Here is a 22,872-nt window from a genome sequence, read left to right as displayed (position 1 = left end):
CCCGGACACCAGCCCGGCGATCCCGGCCTGGCCGGGGCGATCCGGGCCTGGGCCGCCGTCGCCCGCTGCTCGGCCCGGGAGCGGCTGACGGTCGCCGAGTACGCGCTGGCGGCCGTCGAGGGCCGCCACGCCGCCGCCCGGCGGGCCGCCGAGGAGGAGCGGGAACTCGACCGCCTCCAGCGCCGCCACGCCGAGACGGCGCGCCGCACCGCCCTGCTCGCCGAGGCGGAGCCCGAGCGGGAACGGGTCCGCGCCCTGCTGGACCGGGCCCGGCGCGGCGCCCTGGTGGCCCCCGCCCTGGAACTGCGCGGAGCCGCGTCGGCCGCCCACCTGTCCGCCGCCCACGCGGAGACCGCGGCCCGCTCGGCGCTCCCGCACACCCTCGCCGAGGCGGGCCCCGAACAGCTCTCCGCCGTCGAGCAGCGGCTGCGCGAGGACCTCGGCGCGCTCGGCGCCGCCCAGCGGTCCGAGCAGCGCAGCGCCGAGATCGGCCGCGAGCGGGCCACCCTGGAGCGGGAGGCGCGCGACGCCGAGGAGCAGCTGCGGGACTCCGCCGACTGGCTCGCCCGCTGGGAGGCCACCCGGACCGCCCTGGTCGAGCGGGTGGACTGCGCCCAGCAGGCCGCGACCCTGGCCGAGCAGCTCGCGGGACGGCTGGAGCCGGCCCGGCTGCACCTGAACGCGGCCCGGCGCCGCGACGCCCTGGACGCCGAAGCGGAACACGCGGAGGGCGAACTGCTGTCCCTGCGGGAGGAGTCGACCGCCGCCCGGGAGCGCTGGCTGGAGCTCAAGGAGGCCCGGCTGCGCGGGATCGCCGCGGAGCTCGCCGAGGCGCTGGTGGCCGGTCAGGCCTGCACGGTGTGCGGATCGGCGGAGCACCCGGCTCCGGCGCGCCCGGCCCCCGGGCACGTCGACCGCGCCGCCGAGGACTCCGCCCACGCCCGCTACGAGCAGGCCGAGGAGCGCCGGGCCGCCGTCGAGCGGAAGCTCGCCGCCGTCCGGGAGGCCCGCGCCGAGGCCGCGGCCGCCGCCGGGGAGGCCACCACCGCGGAACTCCTCGCGCTGACCTCGGACCTGAGCTCCCGGCACGCCGCCGCCCACGCCGCGGCCGCCGGGCTGCACGCCGCCCGGGAGCGGCTGGCCGGCGCCGAGCGCGAGCACGCCGTACGCAGCTCCGAGCGACTGGACGCCGAACGCCGGGCCGCCGGCCGGGCCTCCCGGCGCGAGGCCCTGGACCAGGAGCAGGCCGTGCTGGAGGCGGAGCTGGCCCTCGTACGGGGCGACGCGCCGACGGTCGCGGCCCGCGCCCGGACCCTGGAGGACCGGGTCCGGATGGTCACGGGCGCCGCGGCCGCGCTGCGCCGGGCCGAGGACACCGCCGCCCGGCTCAAGGAGGCCGACGCGCAGCTCGCCGACGCCGCCTTCAAGGCGGGCTTCGACACCATCGACGCCGCGGCCGATGCGGTCCTGCCCGACTACGAACGCACCGCGCTCCAGCGGAGGCTGGACGCCTGGCAGGCGGAGGAGGCCATGCTGGCCGACCGGCGCGGCGAGAGCGACACCGCCCTGGCCGCGACCCGGCCCCCGGCCGCGCCGGATGCCGCCGAGGCGTACGAGGCCAGGGCCGCGGCGGCACTGCGTACGGCAGGGTCCGCCGTGGACGCGGCCCGGGTGCGCTGCGCCGAGCTGGACCGGCTCTCCCGGCAGGCGGAGCACGAGCTGCGCGCGATGGGCCCGCTGCGCGAAGCCTACGACCGGGTGGCCCGGCTGGCGGGGCTGACCGCCGGCACCTCCGCGGACAACGAGCGCAAGATGCGGCTGGAGGCGTACGTCCTGGCCGCGCGCCTGGAGCAGGTGGCGGCCGCCGCGACGGTACGGCTGCTGCGGATGTCCGGCGGCCGCTACACCCTCGTCCACTCCGACGCCAGGGCGAGCGGCCGGGGGCGTTCCGGACTCGGTCTGCACGTGGTCGACGCCTGGACCGGCAGCGAGCGCGACACGGCCACGCTGTCGGGCGGCGAGACCTTCTTCGCCTCGCTCGCCCTGGCCCTCGGCCTGGCCGACGTGGTCACCGACGAGGCGGGCGGCATGCGCCTGGACACCCTCTTCATCGACGAGGGCTTCGGCAGCCTCGACGACCAGGCGCTCGACGAGGTGCTCGACGTACTGGACTCCCTGCGCGAACGGGACCGCAGCGTCGGCATCGTGAGCCACGTCGCCGACCTGCGCACGCGCGTCCAGGCCCAGTTGGAGATCGTCAAGCAGCGCGGCGGCTCACGCGTCCGCCACCGCACGGCCTCCCTCACCGACTGACCCCGGTTCCCGGGGAGCGGGGCTCACGGGCTCAGCGGGCGTCGGGACAGGGGGGAGGAGTACACGATGCTCGTGGTGACGGAGCCGAGGCCCGCGATGCGGCCCGCGACCTCCTCCAGGTGGCTCATCGAGCGGGTGGCGACCTTGAGCACGAAGCAGTCGTCGCCCGTGACGTGGTGGGCCTCCAGGATCTCCGGGGTCGCCTCCAGCAGGTCGTGGAACGGCTTGTAGTTGCCGTGCGGATAGCGCAGCCGGACCAGGGCCAGGATGGACTTGCCGAGCTTCTCCGGGTCGATCACGGCGCTGTACCCGGTGATCACGCCCGCCTCTTCCAGGCGGCGCACCCGTTCGGTGACCGCGCTCGCGGACATCGAGACGGTGCGCGCGAGATCGGCGAAGCTCGCCCGGCCGTCCTCCTGGAGGGCGGTCAGGATGCGCCAGTCGGTTGCGTCAGGGGAATAGTCGGTCATGAGGCAGATGTAGCAGGGAAATCCCCGGCCGAACAAGGGGAAGGCCGGGGAAAGTGACTTCCCGAGATGATCAGGGGCTCGTAGATTCAGAGCCATGACGACGACACGGAACAGCGCCGCCCCGGCCGCCTCCGCCCCGGCCCCCGCTTCCGCCCCGGCCCCCGCTTCCGCCGTGAACCCCGTGCTGCGGGTGCCCCCGGCCGCCCCGGCCGCGGCCGCCGCCTACTTCGCCGCGAGCCTCGCCTTCCACGCGGACGTGTCCGACGTCGCCGCCGCCTTCGCGGCCCACCGCGAGCAGGGCTCCGAACTCGGCTTCCAGCTGCTCGACTCCCGGTCGACACCGGCCTGGGACCAGGCCCACGTCCCGGGTGCGGTCCACCTGCCCACCGCCCTCATCCCCGAACAGGCCGAGCGGCTGCTCGACAAGAGCCTTCCGGTGGTCACCTACTGCTGGGGCCCCGGCTGCAACGGAGCCACCCGCTCCGCCCTCGCACTGGCCCAGCTCGGCTTCCAGGTCAAGGAGATGCTCGGCGGCATCGAGTACTGGATCCGGGAGGGCTTCGAGGTCGAGACCTGGCAGGGCAGCGAGCGGCGCGCCGAGGCGGACCCGCTCACCGCGCCGACCGACTCCGACGACTGCGGCTGCTGAGGGACGGCCCCGCGCCGGGACGGCCGTACGGGCCGCCCGCACCCCCGAGGGGCTGCGGGCGGCCCGAACACGGCACCGCCGGCGGCGGTCAGAGCATCGACAGCTCGTCCACCAGGTCGCCCAGGCCCAGCGAGCCCTGCGACAGCGCCGCCATGTGCCACGCCTTCAGGTCGAAGGAGTCGCCGTGCGCGGCGCGGGCGTTGTCCCGGCCGATGAGCCAGGCCCGCTCGCCCAGCTTGTAGCCGATCGCCTGCCCCGGCATCGACAGGTAGCGGGTCACCTCGCTCTCGATGAAGTCCGCCGGGCGGCCGCTGTGGAGGCCGAAGAACTCCTGGGCCAGCTCCACCGTCCAGCGCTCGCCCGGGTGGAACGGCGAATCCGCCGGGATGTCCAGACCCAGGTGCATGCCGATGTCCACGATGACGCGCGCGGCGCGCATCATCTGGCAGTCCAGGTAGCCCAGCCGCTGCTCGGCGTCCTTGAGGTAGCCCAGCTCGTCCATCAGCCGCTCCGCGTACAGGGCCCAGCCCTCGACGTTGGCGCTGACGAGGCCGATGCTGGCCTGGTAGCGGGAGAGCCGGTCGGCGACGTGCGCCCACTGCGCGAGCTGGAGGTGGTGGCCCGGAACGCCCTCGTGGTACCAGGTGGAGACCAGGTCGTACACCGGGAAGCGGGTCTGGCCCATCGTCGGCAGCCAGGTGCGCCCCGGGCGGGAGAAGTCCTCCGAGGGGTTCGTGTAGTACGGGGCCGCCGCGCCGCCCGGCGGGGCGATCATGGACTCCACCCGCTTCACGCGCTCGGCGAGCTCGAAGTGGGTGCCGTCGAGGTTCTCGATGGCCTCGTCCATGATGCCCTGGAGCCAGGCCTGGACCTCCTCGACGCCCTCGATGTGGGTGCCGTGCTCGTCGAGGTGCTTGAGGGCCTCCCAAGGACTCGCGCCCGGCAGGATCTTGGCGGCCTCCGCCTTCATCTCGGTGAGCAGCCGGTGGTATTCCGACCAGCCGTACGCGTACGCCTCGTCCAGGTCCAGGTCGGTCCCGTTGAAGTAGCGCGACCAGCGGGCGTAGCGCTCGCGGCCCACCGGGTCCGGTGCGTCGGCCACGGCGGGCGCGTACACGTCGCGCATCCAGTCGCGCAGTTCGGCGAGGGCCGCGGTGGCTCCGGCGGCCGCCTCCTCCAGCTCGGCGCGCAGCGCTTCCGGGCCGCGGGACGCGAGTTCGCCGAAGAAGGCCTCGCCGGCGCCTTCGCCGTCCCCGCCGTCCTCGCCCGCCCAGGTGGTGAGCTGGTCGACGAAGGTGGCGGTGGCGCGGGGGCCTCCGTACAGGCCGCGGTCCAGGCCGAGGGCGAGGCTTTCGCGGTAGCCGGCGAGGGCCGCGGGGACCGCGCGCAGCCGCTCGGCGATGGCGGCCCAGTCCTCGTCCGTGTCGGACGGGGTGACGGTGAAGACGTCGCGGACCGAGTGGGCGGGCGAGTGGATGTTGCTGACGGCGCGCAGGTCCTCGTCGGCCTCGTACACCGCGAGTTCGGCGTTGAGGCGCTCGCGCAGCAGCCGGCCGCAGCGGCGCTCGACGTCGCTGTCGGCGCCGGGCAGCCGCTCGGCGGCGTCGAGACGGGCGAGGGTGGAGCGGGACAGGTCGGCGGCGGCCGCACGGCCGGCCGGCGAGAAGTCCGGGAGTCGGCTGGAGCACGCCGCGACACCGAGATAGGTGCCCGAGATCGGATCGATGGCAATGAGATCGTCGACATAGGCGTCGGCGACTTGGCGGGGCAGCCGGGCGGCGCTGTCGCTGCGAAGGGTCTCTGACATGCGGCCATCTTCGTACGGAGGACGGCCCCGCGTCATCAGCGTTCGCTCTCGGCCTCCTGACGTGCAGGGGAGCGGCTGAGCCCGCCTCGCTCCCGTGCCGTCGGCGGCCGCACGGGAGCGGAGGCGGCCCCGAGCCGGGCCGGGGCGGCGGCGGATGCGGGGCCGGGGCCGCGCCGGATGCGGGGTCGGGCAGCGCCCGGTTCAGCGGAAGTGCCGCTGCCCCTGCGGCTGCTGGGCGCGCGGGAGTTCGTACGCGCCGGAGGCGGCCGGCGCGGTGTCCAGCCGGGCCGTGATCACCAGGGTGCCCTCCTCGATCTGGTAGTCGAGGGGGAGGCCGAGGCCGCGCATGGCCGCGACCATGCCGGTGTTGGAGGACTGGGTGACGGCGTACACGCTGTCGCAACCGGTCTCGGCGGCCATCGCGATGAGGCGGCCCAGCAGTTCGGAGCCGATGCCGCGGCGCTGCCAGTCGTCCTCGATCAGGAGCGCGACCTCGGTCTCGTCCCCGTCCCACAGCAGGTGGCCGAGGGCGACGAGCTTGCCGGACGCGGTGCTGGCGGCCAGCGTACGGCCGAACCGGGGGCTCAGCAGGTGGCTGAGGTAGCGGTCGGCGTCGGCCACGGGACCGTGGTAGCGCAGGCCCAGGGTGCGCTCGGAGCAGCGGTCGTGCATGGCGCGGGCGGCGGCGAGGTCGGAGCCGTCGGCGCGGCGCACGGTGATCTCGTTGCCCTCGGGCAGGGTCAGCACGTCCTGGCTGCGCGGGACGCGCGGGCCGAGCCGGGCGTCGAGCTCGACGAGGGCGCGGGCCCGGGCGAACTCGGTCGGCGTGAAGGGCAGGTACGGGCGCTCGACGGTGATGGCGCCGCCCGAGGGATCGCGCAGCCGCATCACCGTCGCCTCCAGGACGCCCTCGACCGGGGCGTCGGCGCCCGCGTTGGGGCGGCCGGAGAGGGTGGTGGCCGGGATCGAGTGGATGGTGCAGCGGCCGAGCAGCTGGCGCAGCGCCAGCGGCAGCTCGGCGGCGTCCAAGGCGGTGCGGGTGGCCAGGCCCAGGACGCGGGTCGGGGTGTCGACGAGGTCGTGCGCGTCGGCGCGTTCGATCCAGGTGCTGTGACCGCCGGCTCCGGCGACGGCGCGGAAGAGTTCGGAGGAGGTCAGCCGGTGCGGGGAGCGCACCAGGAACTCGTCGACGGTGCCGCCCTCGGGGAGCGGGTGGGTCTGGAGGGTCAGGATGTCGACGCCCTGGTGGGCGAGGGCCCCGCAGATCGCGGCCAGGCTGCCGGGCTCGTCCCGTACGGTCGTCCGCATCCGCCAGAGGGCGGTGGTCGTGGCGGAGGCGCTCTCGGAGGCGGCCGCGGCCGGATCGGCGCCCGCGCCCGGATCGGAGGGCGCCGCGTACGGCGGCGGCGCATGGCTGTTGTGGCGGCGCGCCCACCAGGTGTGGAAGGCCGTCGTGACGAGGAGCGCGACGGCCGAGGCGATGAGCAGGATCGGGCCGTGGGGGCCGTGCGCGACGAGATTGGCGATGCCGTCGGCGACCGCGACGGCGCAGAACAGCGCGGCCAGTTCGACGAGGTCGCGCCGCCAGTGGTGGCGGTGGTGGCGCTGGGCGGGGGCGTGGTTGCGTTCAGTCATGCATGCCACTGTGACGCAGGGGTGTTGCGTGATCACGAACGATCTGTGTCCGCCTGGTTAAGTGTCCGTCTGGCCGATTTCGCCTGGTTTTCCGAGCGGGGCGCGGGCGTGCGGAATCGGCGGCGGCGGCGGGGCCGGTGGCCGGGTCCGGGCCGCCGGAACCCCCGGGCTCCGGCGGCCCGCGGCCCGGGGTCGCGGCCCTCCCGGGCCCCGGACCTGCGGTCGCTACTGGCCGACGCGTCCGGGTTGGAGCGAGGTGGCGAAGAGCACGCCGCCTCCCTGGCGGCGCAACCGGACGGTGAGTTCCCCGGATGCGCCGTCGATCTCGACCTCCCCGTAGTACGGGGGGTTCTCGGACGGTGACATGTTGGCGACCGGCGCCGACTGGACGTACGCGGTCTCCGGGCCGAAAGTGGCGTCGAGCTTCCCGGCGGGGAACCCGCCCGCGCCGACGGGACCGGAGACGAATTCCCAGAACGGCGCGAAGTCCGTGAAGGCGGCCCGCTCGGGGGCGTAGTGGTTCGCGGCCGTGTAGTGGACGTCGGCGGTGAGCCAGAGGGTGCCGGTGATGCGCTGGTGCTTGATGTGGCGCAGGAGTTCGGCGATCTGGAGCTCGCGGCCGAGCGGGGCGCCCGGGTCGCCTTGGGCGACTGCCTCGTAGTTCTCGGTCCCGTCGGGTACGACGATGCCCAGCGGCATGTCGGAGGCGATGACCTTCCACGTGGCGCGGGAGCGCGACAGCTCGCGCTTGAGCCAGGCCAGCTGCTCGCGGCCCAGGATGCCGACGGGGTCCACGGTCTGGCGGCCGGGGGAGTTGGCGTCGCGGTAGGTGCGCATGTCGAGGACGAACACGTCGAGCAGCGGCCCGTACCGCATCACCCGGTACATGCGGCCCTCGGCGCGGCCGCCGCGCAGGTCGGTGACCGGGAAGTACTCGCCGAAGGCGCGGCGGGCGCGGCCGGCGAGGGTGTCGACGTCGCGCACGGTGTAGCGGGGGGCGTCGATCACCTGGCCGGGGTACCAGTTGTTGCGCACCTCGTGGTCGTCCCACTGGGCGAGCACCGGTACCTGGGCGTTGAACTCGCGCAGGTTGCGATCGAGCAGGTTGTAGCGGAAGTTCCCGCGGAACTCGTCGAGGGTCTCGGCGACCTTCGCCTTCTCCTCGGTGGTGATGTTGCGCCAGATGCTGCCGTCGTGCAGCGGTACGGAGGCCTGGATCGGCCCGTCGGCGTAGATGGTGTCGCCGCTGAAGAGGAAGAAGTCCGGGTCGCGCCGGCGCATCTCGTCGAAGACGCGGTAGCCGCCGAGGTCCGGGTTGATGCCCCAGCCCTGGCCCGCGAGGTCCCCGGACCACAGGAAGCGCACGGGGTGGCGGCGGGAGACGGGGGTGGTCCGGAAGGTGCCGCGGGCAGGCTCGCCCGTGCGGCGCGGGTCGTCCGGGTCGGCCAGGACCACCCGGTAGTGGATCTGCTGCCCGGGCGGAAGGTCGCGCAGGGTCGTGGTGCCGGTGAAGTCGGTGGCGGGGCCGAGGAAGGGGCCGCCGTGCCGCCGGACGCCGTAGCGGAAGGACTCGCTCGGGGAGGTCTCGACGTACATCCGGGCGGGGCGGTCGGAGCGGGTCCAGAGGGTGGCCGAGTGCGCGGTGATCTCACCGGACTGGGTGCCCCACGGCGCGCTCGGGCGCCCGGAGCGGGTGAACGCCGCTGCGGTGGCGGGTGCGGCGAACGCGGGCGCGGCGAGCGCGCCGGACAGGGCAAGGCCCACCGGAACGGCGAGTGAACCGCCGAGCAGGGACCGTCGGGTGTGCGGCATCGGTGCCATCGGAGCGTCTCCAGGGGCCGGCGGGGACGGGTCGGACCAGTGTGCCGTCGCACACGGGCCCGCCCGCGTCGCCCAACCGAACCGGGGATGAACAGCCGTCAGCCGCTCAGGCCGAGTGGCCGGTTGTCGCGCGCACCGTGTCCAGAACCACGCGGCAGACCAGCGCCGGGTCGTCGTTCATCGGGACGTGGCCGCAGCCGCGGAGCCGGACGAGGCGGGCGTCCGGGACCGTCCGCTTGGCGCGCACGCCCTGGCGGGGCAGGAGCAGGCGGTCGCGGGAGCCCCAGGCGATGGTGACCGGCAGGCCGGGCACGTTCGAGGTGAAGCGTACGAAGCGGCCCGCGGCCAGCGTCTCCTCGAAGCCGGTGGCCTCGCGCAGGGCGACGGTCTCGGCGACCACGGCCTCGGGGGAACGGCGGGCCGGGTGCGCGTAGATGGTGCCGGTGAGCGCGGCCCGGCCGGCGGCGCTGCGGGAGAGCCGTTCCAGGGTGGAGGGGGGCAGCGTGAGCGCGCCGACGCGCATGGCGCGCAGGGTGGCGAAGGCGTACTTGCGCTCGGCCTCGGTCCAGAACCCGGCGGGGGAGAGCGCGGTGACCGAGCGGACGAGGCCGCTCCGGCCCATTTCGAGGGCGAGGAGCCCGCCGAGGGAGTTGCCGACCACGTGCGGGCGCTCGACGCCGAGGGCCGCGCAGAGCGCGCCGAGAGCGGGGACGAAGGTGCCGAGGTCGTACGGGACCCCTTGGGGCAGCGGCTCCGAGGCGCCGAAGCCGGGCAGGTCGACGGCGATCACGTCGTGCTCGGCCGCCAGGATGTCGGTCACCGGGTGCCAGGCCTGGAGGTGGTGGCCGATGCCGTGCAGCAGGAGGAGCGGTGTGCCCGAGCCCTTGCGCTCGTAGGCGACGGTGGCGGTGCGGGGACCCAGCGGCGATTCGATCGGGAAGGAGACCGTGGCGGTCATGCTGCTCCTCGTCGGGTGGACGCGTGTGAGACAGGTTGTCAGTAATGACTACCGCCATGATTACCGCCCGGTAGCCCGGCGGGACAAGCCTGCGGCGCGTGTCGCGGTGAGCAGAACATCGCATGAACGGCTTGATACGTATGCCCGATGTGCCCGGTAAAGGGGTGAGGATTGGTCTTGACCAAGGGGGTGCGCCGTCCTATCGTCGCTAGGGATAGTGCAGGAACCTTTAATAAACAAAGGCGCGGAACTGCCGCTGGAACACGGCGATTGCAGCGATGGCAGGAGGAGTCAGGGTGGGGACCACGCAGCTCGAAACGGTGCCGGAGCCTAAGTACTGGCACCTCAAGACCGTCCTCAGCGAAGCGCTCGACCAGGACTTCGCGGTGGGCGAGATCCTGCCGAACGAGCGCGAGCTCGCCGCCCGCTTCGGAGTCGCCCGCGCGACCCTGCGCCAGGCCCTGGAGCAGCTCGAACTCGAAGGACGGCTGCAGCGCCGCCGCGGGGTGGGCACCACCGTCGCCCCGCCGCGGGTCGGCGTCGCGGTCGGCAGCTCGGGGCAGGGCTGGCCGGGCGAGAGCGTCGACGGCTGGGAGCTCGTGGACGCGGACGGCGCCGAAGCCGCCCTGCCGTCCGCCGCCGTCCTGAAACTGCTGGGCGGCGCCGCCGTCGCCGACCAGCCCGTGCACACCGTGCGCCGGACCAGGGTCTCCCACGGGCAGGCCGTCGCCGCCGAGCTGCTGTACGTCCCGGCCGCCTCCGTACCCGGCCTCTCCGCCATCGACGGCCCGGCCGGAGCCGCCCGCGGCCGGGCCGTGCTGCGCGAGCTCCAGCGGCTCGCCCTGGAGGGGCAGGACCGCTCGGTGGAGCTCGGCTCGGCGCGCGCCGATGACGCCAAGGAACTGGACCGGCTGCCTGGGGCGCCGGTGCTCGTGGTCACGACCCGGTACTTCACCGCCGCGGGGACGGCAGCCGTCTCGGTGGCCACGTACCGTGCGGACACCTGCCGCCTGACCTTCGGAGACTCGGGTGACGTGGAGATCACGCACGAAGCCCGCGTCGCCTCCTGACCCCGCGTTCCGCCGGCTCCGGCGCCCCTGCGCCAGGCTGCCTCCGGCGTGCCTGCCAGGTGGCTCCGGCGTCGCCGCCAGGCTTTCCGACGGCCCCCTTCCGGCCCACCCGCCGGGACGGGGCCGTTTCGCGGCGCCCGCCGCGGTGGGTCAGCGGCGGCGGGTCGTGACCGTCTTCTCCACCGCGAAGAGTTCTTCCTCCACGTGGTCCAGCGCCAGGCGCAGGGCGCCGGTGGCCACCGCGGCCTCGCCGAGCAGTGACTGCGCCACCCTCGGGGGGCGCAGGCAGTAGCGCTCCAGTTCCCGGCGCAGGGGATCGAGGACCCCGTCCAGGCCGGCCGCCCAGCCGCCGACGACGACGAGCTCCGGATCCATGGCCAGGACCAGCGCCGCCACGTCGTGCACCAGCCGCTGGATGAATCGCTCCACCGCGGCCACGGCCCGCTCGTCGCCCCGGCGGGCCATCGTGAACACCTCGGCCACCGCCTGCTCGTCCAGCGGGTGCAGCGGCTCGCCGGTCGTGGACAGCAGCTTCTCGGGCGTGACGTCGCGGCCCAGCAGGTGCAGGGCGCCGATCTCGCCGGCCGCCCCGCCGTACCCGCGGTGCAGGCGGCCTCCGATCAGGGAACCCGCCCCCGGGCTGAGCCCCGCCATCACGAACACCATGTCGTCGGTGTCCTGGGCGGCGCCCTTCCAGTGCTCGGCGACCGCGGCCGCGTTGGCGTCGTTCTCCACCTGCACCGGACACCGGAACGAGCGGCGCAGCCGCTCCCCGAGCGGGAGGCCCGTCCAGCCCGGCAGGGCCGTGCCCAGGCGCACGGTGCCGTCGGCCTCCACGATCCCGGGGCTGCCGACGCCGACCGCCCGCAGGGAGTCCCGCGGGACGCCCGCCCGGCGCAGCAGATCGGCCACGGCCGCCCGTACCCGCTCCAACCGCTCGTCGGCGGACGCCGTCTCGGCGACCTCCTTGGTGCCGGCGCCGATGACCCGCCCGTCCAGTCCGGAGAGCAGCACGGCGACGCGGTGCGAGCCGATTTCGATGCCGAGCAGATGCCCGGCCTCGGCCCGGAAGCGGTAGCGCCTGGCCGGCCGGCCCTGGCGCCGTGCACCCTCCTCCGCGCCGGCCTCGACGACGAGCCCGGTCCCGATCAGCCCCTCGACCACGCCTTCGACGGTCGGCCGGGACAGCCCGGTCACCCGGGTGAGGTCGGTGAGGGTCGGCGACCCGGCCGCCCGCAGCGCACGCAGCACCACGGCCGAATTGATCCGCCGGAGCAGAGAGGGATCCCCGCCGGTCAGCTGCCCCAACGTGTGTCCTCCCAGCTAGCGAGCTTGTCTGCCGGATCGTACTGTGCGCCGGGGGCCGCTGCGAGACGCAGCCCCCCATCGGCCGGAACCGGCCCCTCCCCTCAGGCCGGGGCGACGAATCCCGACTCGTACGCCGTGATCACCGCCTGGGTCCGGTCCCGCGCTCCCAGCTTGCCCAAAATCGCGCTCACATGGGACTTCACCGTCTCCGTGCCGACGATCAGCTCCTTGGCGATCTCGACGTTCGTCAACCCGCGCGCCATCAGCCTCAGCACGGCTTCCTCCCGCTCGGTGAGGGCGGCCCGCTCCAGCACCGCCCGCGCCTGCCGGTTCCCGTACTCGGCGGCCAGCGCCCGCACGGCCGCCGGGAACAGCAGCGTCTCGCCCTCCGCCACCAGCCGTACCGCGTGCACGATCTCGGAGGGGCGGGCCCGCTTCAGCAAGAACCCGTCCGCACCGGCCCGCAGTGCCTGGTACACGTACTCGTCGTTCTCGAACGTGGTCACCACGAGGATCTTCGGCGGGGAGTCCACGGTCCGCAGCACGGCCCGCGTCGCCTCGATCCCGTCGAGCAGCGGCATCCGCACGTCCATGGCCACCACGTCCGGCCTCAGCTGCCGCACGAGCGGGACGACGGAAGCGCCGTCCGCCGCCTCCCCCACCACCTCGATGTCGGGCTGGGCATCCAGGACGGCACGCAGACCCGCGCGCACCAGGGGTTCGTCATCGACGAGCAGAACGGTAACCGGCATCCGGTCAGCGTATTCGCTCCAGCGGAAGCCGGGCGCGCACCCTCCAACTGCCCTCGAAGGGACCGGTCTCGGCCTCTCCGCCGAGGAGCGCAGCCCGCTCCCGCATCCCGCGCAGCCCGCTCCCGCTGCCGGAGGTGAAGGCGCGCCCCGGTGGCAGCGGGTTCGTGACCTCCATGTCCAGCCTGCCGACGGCCATCTCCACCCGGACCCGGACCGGTACCGGACCGCAGTGCCGCAGTACGTTCGTGAGTGCCTCTTGCAGGATCCGGTAACCCTCCCGGGTGACCGGGCCCGGCAACCGCTCCAGTGGTCCCGTGAGTTGTGCGTCCACCTCCGAACCCGAGGCCCGGGCGGACTCCAGCAGCCGGTCCGCCTCGGCCAGCGTCGGCCGCTGCGACGCCGGCTGCGCCGACTCCCGCAGGACCAGCAGGACCCGTTCCAGGTCCTCCAGCGCGGCCCGGCCCGTCTCCTCGATCGCACTCAGCGCCCGGTCGGTGAACGCGGGGTCGCCCGCGGCCCTGGCCGCCCCCGCCTGCACCACGGCGACCGTCAGGGCGTGCCCGATCGAGTCGTGCAGCTCCCGCGCGATGCGGGTGCGCTCCAGCAGCTGCTCGGTGCGGGCTTCCAGTGCGGTGAGCCGCTCGGCGGCCGAAGGCCCCAGCAGTCGGCGCGCGATCGCGGTGACCAGCTCTCCCAGCAGCACCACTATGACCATGAGGAGAATCAACGGCACGGGCACGAGCAGAGCGGCGGCCCAACGCGGGGGAGTGAAGGGGATCATGAGGTCCGCATGGAGCGGATGCCCGAGTGCGGCCGCGATCAGTTCGACCGTGATCGTCGGGAGCCATACGGTCGCGGTCATGGCGCCGAGCGCGATGGCGAGCCGCGCTTCGAGCCACAGCAGCGTCCGCCACCGGTCGCCCCACCGAGCCGACGGCGCGGCACTGATGCCGCTGTCCGTGGAGCCGCGATCGTACGGTGTGAGCAGGAACTGCGCCTGAAGCCCCTCCGCCAGCCGCACCCACGGCACCAGGCCGAACGGTATGACGATGACCAACGGCATCCACGGCCACGCCGGCTCTATGAACATCCACAGCGCCAGCAGCAGCACGGGCACGCACAGATGCAACCAGCGTGAGTAGGTCACTGGTTGGAAGGGGGCACGGAGCAGTCGGTACATGGCTCCATCGTGGCAGTGACCGGCCAGGATGCGTCTCCCCCACGTGGGGGAGACGGGACCCTCGCATGGGGGAGGAAGGGGGGTGGGGCGGGCGGCGACTCTTGAGCCATGAACAGCATCGAGATCCGAGAACTGACCAAGGAATACGGTCGTACCAGGGCCGTGGACCGCCTCACCTTCGATGTCCTGCCGGGGCGGGTCACCGGATTCCTGGGCCCCAACGGCGCCGGCAAGTCCACCACGATGCGCCTGCTGCTGGGCCTTGACCGGGTGACCTCCGGCACGGCCACGATCGGCGGGGTTCGGTTCACCGAGTTCTCCGATCCGCTCCGCCGGGTCGGCGCCCTCCTGGACGCCCAGGCGGCCCACGGCGGGCGAACCGCCCGGGACCACCTACGCTTCCTGGCGGCGGCCAACCGCATTCCGGTGCGCCGAGTGGAGGAGGTACTGGAGCAGGCGGGGATCGCCGCGGCGGCGAAGAGACGGATCAAGACGTTCTCGCTCGGCATGCGCCAGCGTCTCGGCATAGCGGCCGCGCTGCTGGGGGATCCCGAGGTGCTGCTGCTGGACGAGCCCACCAATGGGCTCGACCCCGAAGGCATCATCTGGATCCGCGAGCTGATGCGGGGCCTCGCTGCCGAGGGCCGCACCGTGCTCGTCTCCAGCCATCTGATGTCCGAGACCGCGGCGCTCGCCGACCACCTGGTCGTGCTCGGTCAGGGCAGGCTCTTGGCCGACTCCTCGATGGAGGAGTTCATCGAGGCCCGCAGCACCCCGAAGGTGCGGCTGCGCACCTCGGATCCGGTCCGGCTCCGGGCGGCTTTGGCCCGGGACGGCTTCGAGTTGGCGGCCGCCGACGGCGGGCGCTGGACCGTGGAGGGCATACGGGCCGAGCAGCTCGGCCCCCTGGCCGCCCGCGAGGGCATCCCCGTGCTGGAACTCTCCGACGAGCGGGCCTCGCTGGAGCAGGCGTACCTCGACCTCACGGCCGGCCATGCCCAGTTCGCCGCCACCCACTGACTTTCATCCAGACCCAAGGAGGCTCCGCCATGAGCGCCGCTCTGCCCACCGTCCCCGTCCTGCACTCGGAATGGCTCAAGATACGGTCCCTGCGCGGCACGTTCGGGGCGCTGATCGCCGTGTTCGTGGCCACCGCCGGGATACAGGCGCTGGCTTGCGCCGCCGTCGGCCAGGCGGAAGCGGGCGCCCTGGGGGAGGATCCGCTGCTCGGAGCCTTCTACGGCATCAACTTCGGCCAGATAGCGGCGTTCACCTTTGGGGCGAGCGCCCTGGCCGCCGAGTTCCACCACGGCGCCCTGCGCACGACGCTGACCTCGGTGCCGAACCGGACCCGTTTCTACCTGTCGAAGATCGCCATGGTCGGTGCGCTGGCCTTCCTGGTGGGGCAGGTCACCGGCCTGCTCACATTCGTCCTGGGGCAGGCGTTCATGGGCCGGTACGCGCTGTCGCTGGGGGACCCGGGTGCCCTCCGGGCCGTCTTCGGCAGCGGGGTGTACCTGACGCTGATGGCGCTGTTCGCGGCGGGACTGACGGCGGTGCTGCGCAGTGCGGCGATCGTGCTGAGCGTGCTCATACCCTTCGTCGTCATGGTGCCGTTCATCATCGGCCAAGCCGCGGGCGGTGCAGCCGAGTTCCTGCCGGACCAGGCGGGACAGCTGGTCCTGCGTCTGGAGTCCACCGGTCGGCTCGGCCCCTGGAGCGGCCTCGGGGTGCTCGCGCTGTGGGCGGTGGCCGCGTTGGCCGCAGGCTGGCTGGCGGTGCGCCGGCGGGACGCGTGACGCCGGGCCAGTTGTCAGACCCCGGCGCGATACTGACGGCATGACCACGGCAGAGCATCTCGACACGATCGACCGGCTCCGGACGCGTGCTTTCCCCGACGTCCGGGGCAGGTCCGAAGTGGGCACCAGCGGGCCCGGCTACCACCTCGCCGAGCTGGGCGGCAGCCGGTGGTACGGGGACGAGGACGCGGCCGATCGCCTGGCGCACGAGGAGCAGGTGGCCGCCGAGTTCGAGGCTCTGGCCCAGCGGCTGGAGGAGCGCTGGGGCAAGCCGGACCGGTTCACGCTCGACAGCCTGCGGCTGCGGACGGAGGCCCGGGAGGTGGCGCAGCCGTGGCAGGAGATCGGCGACACCAGCGATCACCTGCACCTCTGGCGGGTCGAGGGCCGCTGGGTCGCCGTCTACGAGGCCCGCTGGGGGGCCGACCACTCGCCGCAGCTGATGGCCGCGGTGACCGTGATCGACCCGCCCTAGGCATCCGGGGTGTGGTCGGCGGCCGTGCGCAGGCGGGCGTACTCCTGGGCCATGGACTCCGCGGTCCAATGGGCGTTGAGGCCGCTGGGGTTGGGGAGGGCCCAGATGCGGGTGGAGCCGATGGTTCGCTCCTGGGGGCCGATCTGAGCCTTCCGCTCGCCGAAGGCCGTGCGGTAGGCCGTCACTCCGACGACCGCCAGCCACTGCGGGCGCAACAGTTCCACCTTCGCGGTCAGGATGCGGCCGCCCTCGCGGAACTCCTCCGCGCTCAGCTCGTCGGCGCGGGCCGTGGCGCGGGCGACGACGTTGGTGATGCCGAGCCGGTAGGTCAGCAGCTCCTCCTGCTCCGCCGGGTCCAGGCGGCGCGGGGTGAAGCCGGACAGGTGCAGGACCGGCCAGAAGCGATTGCCTGGGCGGGCGAAGTGATGGCCCGTCGCGGCGGAGAGGAGACCGGGGTTGATCCCGCAGAACAGCACCCGCAGACCGCCCGCGACCACGTCCGGGAGGACGCGGTCACGGGCGGCGCTCAGCTCCTCGGGGGTCAGAGGATCGACCCCGGCGCGTACCCGGCGGCCTCCGGGTGCTGCTTGGCGATCGCCTCGATACGGGAGATCACCGTGGCGACCTGGTCACCGGCCGCGCCCGTGAAGGACAGCTTGTCGGCCATCAGGGCGTCGAGCTGCGCCCGGTCCAGCGGCATCCGCTCGTCGGCGGCCAGCTTGTCCAGCAGCTCGTTGCGTTCGGCGCCCTGCTCGCGCATGGCGAGCGCGGAGGCCACCGCGTGCTCCTTGATGACCTCGTGGGCGGCCTCGCGGCCGACGCCCGCCCGCACCGCGCCCATCAGGACCTTGGTGGTCGCGAGGAACGGCAGGTAGCGGTCCAGCTCGCGGGCCACGACGGCCGGGAAGGCGCCGAACTCGTCGAGGACCGTCAGGAAGGTCTCCAGCAGTCCGTCGAACGCGAAGAACGCGTCGGGCAGGGCCACCCGGCGGACCACGGAACAGGACACGTCGCCCTCGTTCCACTGGTCGCCGGCCAGCTCGCCGGTCATCGAGGCGTAGCCGCGCAGGATGACCATCAGGCCGTTGACGCGCTCGCAGGAGCGGGTGTTCATCTTGTGCGGCATCGCGGAGGAGCCGACCTGGCCGGGCTTGAAGCCCTCGGTGACCAGCTCGTGGCCGGCCATCAGGCGGATGGTCTTCGCGATCGACGAGGGGGCGGCCGCCAGCTGCACCAGGGCGGTGACCACGTCGTAGTCGAGCGAGCGGGGGTAGACCTGGCCGACGGAGGTGAAGGCCTGGGCGAAGCCGAGGTGGGCGGCGATCCGCTGCTCCAGGTCGGCCAGCTTCGAGGCGTCCCCGCCCAGCAGGTCGAGCATGTCCTGGGCGGTGCCGACCGGGCCCTTGATCCCGCGCAGCGGGTAGCGGCCGAGCAGGTCCTCCAGGCGGGCGTAGGCGACCAGCAGCTCGTCGGCCGCCGTCGCGAACCGCTTGCCCAGGGTGGTCGCCTGCGCGGCGACGTTGTGGGAGCGGCCTGCCATGACCAGCTCGGCGTGCTCGCCGGCCAGCTTGCCGAGGCGGGCGAGGACGGCGACCGTGCGGTCGCGGGCCAGCTCCAGCGAGAGCCGGATCTGGAGCTGCTCGACGTTCTCGGTGAGGTCGCGCGAGGTCATGCCCTTGTGGACGTGCTCGTGACCGGCGAGGGCGTTGAACTCCTCGATGCGGGCCTTCACGTCGTGCCGGGTGACCTTCTCGCGCTCGGCGATGGAGGCGAGGTCGACCGTCTCCAGGACGCGCTCGTAGTCGGCGAGGGCGGCGTCCGGGACCTCGATGCCGAGGTCCTTCTGGGCGCGGAGCACGGCGAGCCACAGCCGCCGCTCCAGCGTCACCTTGTACTCGGGGGACCACAGGACGGCGAGCTCCGCGGAGGCGTAGCGGCCGGCCAGGACATTGGGGATGCGGGGCTTGGCTGTCACGTGTAGGGATTCTACTTGGGCCGCGGCTGTGTGTTTACGCAGGTAGGGACCCTGCCCCGGATTGTGCCTTGCTACGAGAGCGGCTCGGCCGCCGTGGCCTCGTACGGCAGCAGCTCCGGGCGCTTGGCCGGGCGGCCGTCCCCGGAGGAACGGCCCGTCAGCCGGCGGCCCACCCACGGCAGCAGGTGCCGCCGGGCGAAGCTCAGGTCCTGCGAGCGGCGCGCGGCCCAGCCCGGCGGCGCGGTGGCCGGGAGGTCCGTGCGCCAGTCCTGCTCGGGCGGCAGGCCCAGCGTCTGCCAGACGGCCTCCGCGACCCGGCGGTGGCCCTCGGCCGTCAGGTGCAGCCGGTCCACGTCCCACATGCGGGGGTCGGCGAGCGCCGCGGCCCCGTACAGGTCGACCACCAGGGCCCCGTGGCGGGCGGCGAGCTCCTCGATGATGACGAAGAGCTCCTCCATGCGCGGCCGGAACCGGTCCATCACCGGCCCGTTGCGCCCCGGCGAGCGCATCAGCACCAGCGTCTTGCACGAGGGGGCCAGCAGGCCCACGGCTTCCTCCAGGTGCCCGCGCACCCTGCCCATGTCCACCTTCGGCCGCAGCGCGTCGTTCAGACCGCCGACCAGCGTCACGACGTCCGCGCCCATCGCCGCCGCGACCGGGGCCTGGTCCTCGGCGATCTGCCCGATCAGCTTCCCGCGCACCGCGAGGTTCGCGTAGCGGAACCCGGGCTCGCGCGCCGCGAGGCGGGCGGCCAGCAGGTCGGCCCAGCCGCGGTAGGAGCCGTCGGGCATCAGGTCGGACATGCCCTCCGTGAAGGAGTCGCCGACCGCGACGAAACTGGTGTAAGAGGCATTCATCTCCATGGCGCTGCGATGCTACCGCGCGGTACCCCGGCCGTGCAGGGCCGGGGCACCGCCGCGGTCGCGGCCGCCTCAGGCGGAGGCCGACCTGCCGAACAGCTCGCGCAGCACGTCCTCCATGGTGACCAGGCCCGTCATCGTCCCGCCCGAGCCCATGACCGCCGCGAGGTGGGTCCGACTGCGCCGCATCGCGGTGAGCACGTCGTCCAGCGGGGTCTCCGCCCGCACCTGGGCGATCGGGCGCAGCGCGGACGCCGGGAAGGGCTCGTCCCGCTCGGGCCCGTCCGCGTCCAGCGCGTCCTTGACGTGCAGGTATCCGAGGATCCCGCCCTGCGCGTCGAGGACCGGGAAACGGGAGTACCCGGACTCCGCCGCCAGGCGCTGCAGGGCCGCCGGCGTGACGCCCTCCCGGGCCACGACGACCCGGTCCAGCGGCAGCACCACATCGGTGACCGGCCGCCGGCCCAGCTCCAGGGCGTCGTGCAGCCGCTCGCGCGCACGGTCGTCGATCAGCCCCGCGTTGCTGGAGTCCTTCACGATCCGGGCCAGCTCGTCGTCCGAGAACGTCGCCGCGACCTCGTCCTTCACCTCCACCCGCAGCAGCCGCAGCAGGAGGTTGGCGAAGGCGTTGATCGCGAAGATCACCGGCCTGAGGGCCCGGGTCAGGGTCACCAGCGGCGGCCCGAGCAGGAGCGCGGTGCGTACCGGCTCGGCCAGGGCCACGTTCTTCGGCACCATCTCGCCGAAGAGCATGTGCAGGTACGTCGCCAGGGCCAGCGCCACCACGAAGGAGATGGCGTGGGTGAGCCCGGAAGGCACCCCGACGAGGTCGAACAGCGGGGTCAGCAGGTGCGCGATGGCCGGCTCGGCCACCACGCCCAGCACCAGGGTGCACAGGGTGATGCCCAGCTGGGCCGCCGCCATCAGGGCGGACACGTGCTCCAGCGCCCACAGCACGGCGCGGGCCCGCCGGTCGCCCTGCTCGGCGTACGGTTCGATCTGGCTGCGCCGCACCGAGATCAGCGCGAACTCCGCGCCGACGAAGAAGGCGTTGACGACCAGGGTCGCCAGGCCGATCAGCAGTTGGATGACCGTCATCGGGCCCCCTCCCCGCCCTGGTCCGACGAGTCCTGTGAAGGGTCGGCCGGGGCGCGCAGCAGCACCCGCGCGGCCCGCCGGCCGCTCGCGTCCTGTACGTCGAGCTGCCAGCCGGCCAGCTCCATGCTGTCGCCGACGGCCGGGATCCGGCCCAGCTCCGTCGCCATCAGCCCGGCGAGGGTCTCGTACGGGCCGTCCGGGACGCGCAGTCCGATCCGCTCCAGCTGGTCGGTGCGCACGGAGCCGTCGGCGGAGTACAGGCGGCGCCCGGAGGCGTCCGTACCGGCCGGGGCCAGATCGGAGGTCTCGTGCGGGTCGTGTTCGTCGCGCACCTCGCCGACGACCTCCTCGACGATGTCCTCCAGGGTGACCACGCCGGCCGTGCCGCCGTACTCGTCGATCACCACGGCCATCGTCTGGCGGCCGGACAGCAGGTCCAGCAGCCGGTCCACGGTCAGCGACTCGGGTACCAGCAGCGGATCGCGCAGCAGCCGGGAGACGGGGTGGCGGCGGCGCTCCTCGGCGGGCAGCGCGAGCACGTCCTTGATGTGGACGGTCCCGACGACGGTGTCGAGGCTGCCCCGGTAGACGGGGAAGCGGGACAGGCCGGTCGCGAGCGTCGCGTTCGCCACGTCCTCGGCGGTGGCCTGCACATCGAGGGCCGTGACCTGGACCCGCGGGGTCATGACGTTCTCGGCGGTCAGGTCGGCCAGGTTCAGGGTCCGTACGAACAGCTCGGCGGTGTCCTTCTCCAGCGCGCCCGCCTTCGCGGAGTGCCGGGCCAGCGCCACCAGCTCCTGCGGGCTGCGGGCGGAGGCCAGCTCCTCGGCCGGCTCCATGCCGAGCCGGCGGACCATGTGGTTCGCCGTGGAGTTCAGGTGGCTGATGAACGGCCGGAACGCGCGGGTGAAGACACGCTGCGTGGTGGCCACGCGTTTGGCGATGGCCAGCGGGGAGGAGATCGCCCAGTTCTTGGGCACCAGCTCGCCGACGACCATCAGGACGACGGTCGACAGCACGGTGCCGAGGATCAGGGCGGTGGAGGAGGCGGCGCCGGCCGACAGTCCGATGGCCTCGAAGGGGCCCTGGAGCAGGGCGGCGATCGAGGGCTTGGAGATCATGCCGATGACCAGGCCGGTCACGGTGATGCCGAGCTGGGCTCCGGAGAGCTGGAACGTCAGGCTCCGGACGGCCATGAGGGCGCTCTCGGCCCCGCGCTCACCCCGTTCGGCGGCCTGTTCGAGCTCACTGCGCTCGACGGTGGTCAGCGAGAACTCGGCCGCGACGAAAGCGCCGCAGGCAAGGCAGAGCAGCAGCGCCACGAGGAGCAGGAGCACTTCGGTCATCGGTCGGTCACCTCCGTCCCATGATCAGCCAGGAGGAGGGGTGTCGCGCGATATCGGGTACTGGGGGGCTCGCCCATGGGCGGACGCTCACACCTTTCGTTCGGATCGGCTCGGGGTGGGCCGACTGCCGGTCACCATAGTAAAGGAAAGGCAAAGAAGCTGGATGATTTTTTTGGCGGGTGCCACCGGATGATGGGATCCCGCCATGAGTGATCTTCACATCGGTCCCGCGTCCGTCGCCGACCTCACCACCGTGCTCGACTTCTGGAAGACGGCCGCAGAGGGAACGAGTATCAGTGACGACCTCGCCGGGGTCGAGCGCCTCCACGCCCGCGATCCGCACGCCCTGCTGCTCGCCCGGCGCGAGGGTGAACTGGTCGGCACCGTGATCGCGGGCTTCGACGGCTGGCGCTGCCACCTCTACCGGCTGGCGGTGCACCCGGACCACCGCCGCCGGGGCATCGGATCCGCGCTGCTGGCCGCCGCGGAGGAGCGATTCCGCGAGCTCGGCGGACGGCGCGCGGACGCGATGGTGCTGGACCGCAACGAGCGGGCGCAGGTGGCGTGGGCCGCGGGCGGCTACCACCCCGAGGACCACTGGACGCGCTGGGTCAAGCCGCTGGTCTGAGGACCGGCCCGGAGATCGCGCGCGGATCCTGCGAGGGCCGAGGGCTACGCGGGACCGCGGCGCGCCGTACCGATCACGCAGTACGAGATCGGGAGGGCCGGCCCGTGCTCCGGCAGGCGGAAGGTACGGGACGAGGTGATCCGGAACCCGGCGTCCTCGATCGCGGCGGCAGGGTCCCGGGCGGTGTGGCACCCGCCGAAGAGGCGGGGCCACAGGGTCCGGTCCAGCGTCCGCTGGACGGCGGCCATGCCGGCGCCGGGCGCGCGGCCGTGTTCGAGGAAGCGCAGCTTCGCGTCCGGGCGCAGCACCCGGTGGAGTTCCGAGAGCGCGCGCGGCAGGTCCCGTACGGTGCACAGCACCAGGGAGGCCACGGCGACGTCGAAGGCCTCGCTCTTGACCGGCAGGGCCTCGGCGACCCCCGGCACGAGATCGACCGGGAGTTCGGCGCGCAGGGCGGCGTCGGCGGCGAGCCGGCGAAGGCGGCGCTCCGGCTCGACGGCGACGACCTCGGAGACGGCGCGCGGGTAGTGGGCGAAGTTCAGGCCGTTGCCCGCCCCGACCTCGATGACGCGGCCCGACGCTCCGTGCAGGAGTTCACGACGGAGATCGCGTACGCCGCCGCGGGTGTCGGCGGCGGTGCTGAACCGGGCGTAGAACCGGGCGAAGAGCGGATGGCCGACGGAGTCCGGGTCGCGGCGCGGTGAGGGCATGGCGGACCTCCGGGTGAA

General features: G+C 73.6%; 21 protein-coding genes. 7 read left to right on the top strand and 14 right to left on the bottom strand.

The window, feature by feature from the left end; all coding sequences use genetic code 11:
* Nucleotides 1-2,313, top strand: a 2,313-nt coding sequence (locus ACS04_RS13715; RefSeq protein WP_048476860.1) for an SbcC/MukB-like Walker B domain-containing protein, incomplete at its 5' end; no start/stop codon positions are given.
* A 23-nt stretch (nt 2,314-2,336) separates the two neighbouring features.
* Here ACS04_RS13715 and ACS04_RS13710 read toward each other — a convergent pair.
* On the bottom strand, nt 2,337-2,783 hold the full coding sequence (locus ACS04_RS13710) for an Lrp/AsnC family transcriptional regulator (protein WP_048476859.1): 447 nt from the start codon (nt 2,781-2,783) through the stop codon (nt 2,337-2,339).
* 94 nt (nt 2,784-2,877) lie between these two features.
* Between ACS04_RS13710 and ACS04_RS13705 the strand changes: the two genes are divergently transcribed.
* Nucleotides 2,878-3,432 carry a rhodanese-like domain-containing protein gene (locus ACS04_RS13705; RefSeq protein WP_048476858.1) on the top strand — a complete coding sequence of 185 codons (555 nt, stop codon included), beginning with the start codon at nt 2,878-2,880 and terminating at the stop codon, nt 3,430-3,432.
* Nucleotides 3,433-3,520: 88 nt separating this feature from the next.
* On the opposite strand, the gene ACS04_RS13700 is transcribed toward ACS04_RS13705, so the two are convergent.
* The 4 genes from ACS04_RS13700 to ACS04_RS13685 form a co-directional block, all read right to left on the bottom strand.
* Nucleotides 3,521-5,239 carry a DUF885 domain-containing protein gene (locus ACS04_RS13700; RefSeq protein ID WP_048476857.1) on the bottom strand — a complete coding sequence of 573 codons (1,719 nt, stop codon included), beginning with the start codon at nt 5,237-5,239 and terminating at the stop codon, nt 3,521-3,523.
* A 201-nt stretch (nt 5,240-5,440) separates the two neighbouring features.
* A complete protein-coding gene (locus tag ACS04_RS13695) occupies nt 5,441-6,874 on the bottom strand; it encodes a GNAT family N-acetyltransferase (protein ID WP_048476856.1) in 1,434 nt (477 codons plus the stop codon).
* A gap of 225 nt (nt 6,875-7,099) precedes the next feature.
* Nucleotides 7,100-8,695: an alkaline phosphatase D family protein gene (locus tag ACS04_RS13690; RefSeq protein ID WP_425337816.1), complete on the bottom strand. Its 1,596-nt coding sequence runs from the start codon at nt 8,693-8,695 to the stop codon at nt 7,100-7,102.
* A 106-nt stretch (nt 8,696-8,801) separates the two neighbouring features.
* Complete coding sequence (locus ACS04_RS13685; RefSeq protein ID WP_048476855.1) at nt 8,802-9,653, bottom strand: alpha/beta fold hydrolase; 852 nt, start codon at nt 9,651-9,653, stop codon at nt 8,802-8,804.
* A gap of 296 nt (nt 9,654-9,949) precedes the next feature.
* Here ACS04_RS13685 and ACS04_RS13680 point away from each other — a divergent pair, with 296 nt between their 5' ends.
* A complete protein-coding gene (locus tag ACS04_RS13680) occupies nt 9,950-10,723 on the top strand; it encodes a GntR family transcriptional regulator (protein ID WP_048476854.1) in 774 nt (257 codons plus the stop codon).
* Between the two features lie 150 nt (nt 10,724-10,873).
* On the opposite strand, the gene ACS04_RS13675 is transcribed toward ACS04_RS13680, so the two are convergent.
* From ACS04_RS13675 to ACS04_RS13665, 3 genes are all read right to left on the bottom strand, one after another.
* Nucleotides 10,874-12,031 (bottom strand): ROK family transcriptional regulator, encoded by a 1,158-nt coding sequence (locus ACS04_RS13675; protein WP_048476853.1) that lies wholly within the window; start codon nt 12,029-12,031, stop codon nt 10,874-10,876.
* Between the two features lie 101 nt (nt 12,032-12,132).
* Entirely contained in the window at nt 12,133-12,783 is a 651-nt protein-coding gene (locus ACS04_RS13670; protein ID WP_048476852.1) for a response regulator, read from the bottom strand.
* A gap of 4 nt (nt 12,784-12,787) precedes the next feature.
* A complete protein-coding gene (locus ACS04_RS13665) occupies nt 12,788-13,963 on the bottom strand; it encodes a sensor histidine kinase (RefSeq protein WP_048476851.1) in 1,176 nt (391 codons plus the stop codon).
* A gap of 108 nt (nt 13,964-14,071) precedes the next feature.
* On the opposite strand from ACS04_RS13665, the gene ACS04_RS13660 reads away from it, so the two are divergent.
* The 3 genes from ACS04_RS13660 to ACS04_RS13650 are packed head-to-tail and all read left to right on the top strand — an operon-like array spanning nt 14,072 to nt 16,237.
* Complete coding sequence (locus ACS04_RS13660; RefSeq protein ID WP_048476850.1) at nt 14,072-14,983, top strand: ABC transporter ATP-binding protein; 912 nt, start codon at nt 14,072-14,074, stop codon at nt 14,981-14,983.
* Nucleotides 14,984-15,012: 29 nt separating this feature from the next.
* Entirely contained in the window at nt 15,013-15,762 is a 750-nt protein-coding gene (locus tag ACS04_RS13655) for an ABC transporter permease (protein WP_048476849.1), read from the top strand.
* Between the two features lie 40 nt (nt 15,763-15,802).
* Nucleotides 15,803-16,237 carry a hypothetical protein gene (locus ACS04_RS13650; protein WP_048476848.1) on the top strand — a complete coding sequence of 145 codons (435 nt, stop codon included), beginning with the start codon at nt 15,803-15,805 and terminating at the stop codon, nt 16,235-16,237.
* Here ACS04_RS13650 and mug read toward each other — a convergent pair.
* The 5 genes from mug to ACS04_RS13625 all read right to left on the bottom strand — a co-directional run bounded on the left by mug (nt 16,234) and on the right by ACS04_RS13625 (nt 21,516).
* Nucleotides 16,234-16,782 (bottom strand): G/U mismatch-specific DNA glycosylase, encoded by a 549-nt coding sequence (gene mug, locus ACS04_RS13645; RefSeq protein ID WP_048476847.1) that lies wholly within the window; start codon nt 16,780-16,782, stop codon nt 16,234-16,236. The genes ACS04_RS13650 and mug overlap by 4 nt on opposite strands.
* On the bottom strand, nt 16,779-18,212 hold the full coding sequence (purB, locus tag ACS04_RS13640) for an adenylosuccinate lyase (protein ID WP_048476846.1): 1,434 nt from the start codon (nt 18,210-18,212) through the stop codon (nt 16,779-16,781). The genes mug and purB overlap by 4 nt, the downstream gene beginning before the upstream one ends.
* A gap of 71 nt (nt 18,213-18,283) precedes the next feature.
* Nucleotides 18,284-19,075 carry an SGNH/GDSL hydrolase family protein gene (locus ACS04_RS13635; protein WP_048476845.1) on the bottom strand — a complete coding sequence of 264 codons (792 nt, stop codon included), beginning with the start codon at nt 19,073-19,075 and terminating at the stop codon, nt 18,284-18,286.
* 69 nt (nt 19,076-19,144) lie between these two features.
* On the bottom strand, nt 19,145-20,170 hold the full coding sequence (locus ACS04_RS13630; protein WP_048476844.1) for a hemolysin family protein: 1,026 nt from the start codon (nt 20,168-20,170) through the stop codon (nt 19,145-19,147).
* On the bottom strand, nt 20,167-21,516 hold the full coding sequence (locus tag ACS04_RS13625; protein ID WP_048476843.1) for a hemolysin family protein: 1,350 nt from the start codon (nt 21,514-21,516) through the stop codon (nt 20,167-20,169). The genes ACS04_RS13630 and ACS04_RS13625 overlap by 4 nt, the downstream gene beginning before the upstream one ends.
* 205 nt (nt 21,517-21,721) lie before the next feature.
* On the opposite strand from ACS04_RS13625, the gene ACS04_RS13620 reads away from it, so the two are divergent.
* Entirely contained in the window at nt 21,722-22,144 is a 423-nt protein-coding gene (locus ACS04_RS13620; protein WP_048476842.1) for a GNAT family N-acetyltransferase, read from the top strand.
* Nucleotides 22,145-22,188: 44 nt separating this feature from the next.
* Here ACS04_RS13620 and ACS04_RS13615 read toward each other — a convergent pair whose 3' ends face one another.
* Complete coding sequence (locus tag ACS04_RS13615; protein ID WP_048476841.1) at nt 22,189-22,854, bottom strand: class I SAM-dependent methyltransferase; 666 nt, start codon at nt 22,852-22,854, stop codon at nt 22,189-22,191.
* Between the last annotated feature and the right edge of the window lie 18 nt (nt 22,855-22,872).

Source organism: Streptomyces roseus, from assembly GCF_001044425.1.
Classification (GTDB): Bacteria; Actinomycetota; Actinomycetes; order Streptomycetales; family Streptomycetaceae; genus Streptomyces; species Streptomyces roseus.
Note: the sequence above shows the minus strand (reverse complement) of the source record. Positions and strands in the feature narration are given on the sequence as shown.

Coding starts and splice junctions, on each gene's coding strand:
- ACS04_RS13625 (WP_048476843.1), bottom strand. CDS start 21,516: ATGACCGAAGTGCTCCTGCTCCTCGTGGCGCTGCTGCTCTGCCTTGCC.
- ACS04_RS13695 (WP_048476856.1), bottom strand. CDS start 6,874: ATGACTGAACGCAACCACGCCCCCGCCCAGCGCCACCACCGCCACCAC.
- ACS04_RS13615 (WP_048476841.1), bottom strand. CDS start 22,854: ATGCCCTCACCGCGCCGCGACCCGGACTCCGTCGGCCATCCGCTCTTC.
- ACS04_RS13620 (WP_048476842.1), top strand. CDS start 21,722: ATGAGTGATCTTCACATCGGTCCCGCGTCCGTCGCCGACCTCACCACC.
- ACS04_RS13650 (WP_048476848.1), top strand. CDS start 15,803: ATGACCACGGCAGAGCATCTCGACACGATCGACCGGCTCCGGACGCGT.
- ACS04_RS13660 (WP_048476850.1), top strand. CDS start 14,072: ATGAACAGCATCGAGATCCGAGAACTGACCAAGGAATACGGTCGTACC.
- ACS04_RS13655 (WP_048476849.1), top strand. CDS start 15,013: ATGAGCGCCGCTCTGCCCACCGTCCCCGTCCTGCACTCGGAATGGCTC.
- ACS04_RS13630 (WP_048476844.1), bottom strand. CDS start 20,170: ATGACGGTCATCCAACTGCTGATCGGCCTGGCGACCCTGGTCGTCAAC.
- ACS04_RS13710 (WP_048476859.1), bottom strand. CDS start 2,783: ATGACCGACTATTCCCCTGACGCAACCGACTGGCGCATCCTGACCGCC.
- ACS04_RS13705 (WP_048476858.1), top strand. CDS start 2,878: ATGACGACGACACGGAACAGCGCCGCCCCGGCCGCCTCCGCCCCGGCC.
- ACS04_RS13670 (WP_048476852.1), bottom strand. CDS start 12,783: ATGCCGGTTACCGTTCTGCTCGTCGATGACGAACCCCTGGTGCGCGCG.
- ACS04_RS13685 (WP_048476855.1), bottom strand. CDS start 9,653: ATGACCGCCACGGTCTCCTTCCCGATCGAATCGCCGCTGGGTCCCCGC.
- ACS04_RS13690 (WP_425337816.1), bottom strand. CDS start 8,695: ATGGCACCGATGCCGCACACCCGACGGTCCCTGCTCGGCGGTTCACTC.
- ACS04_RS13665 (WP_048476851.1), bottom strand. CDS start 13,963: ATGTACCGACTGCTCCGTGCCCCCTTCCAACCAGTGACCTACTCACGC.
- ACS04_RS13700 (WP_048476857.1), bottom strand. CDS start 5,239: ATGTCAGAGACCCTTCGCAGCGACAGCGCCGCCCGGCTGCCCCGCCAA.
- ACS04_RS13635 (WP_048476845.1), bottom strand. CDS start 19,075: ATGGAGATGAATGCCTCTTACACCAGTTTCGTCGCGGTCGGCGACTCC.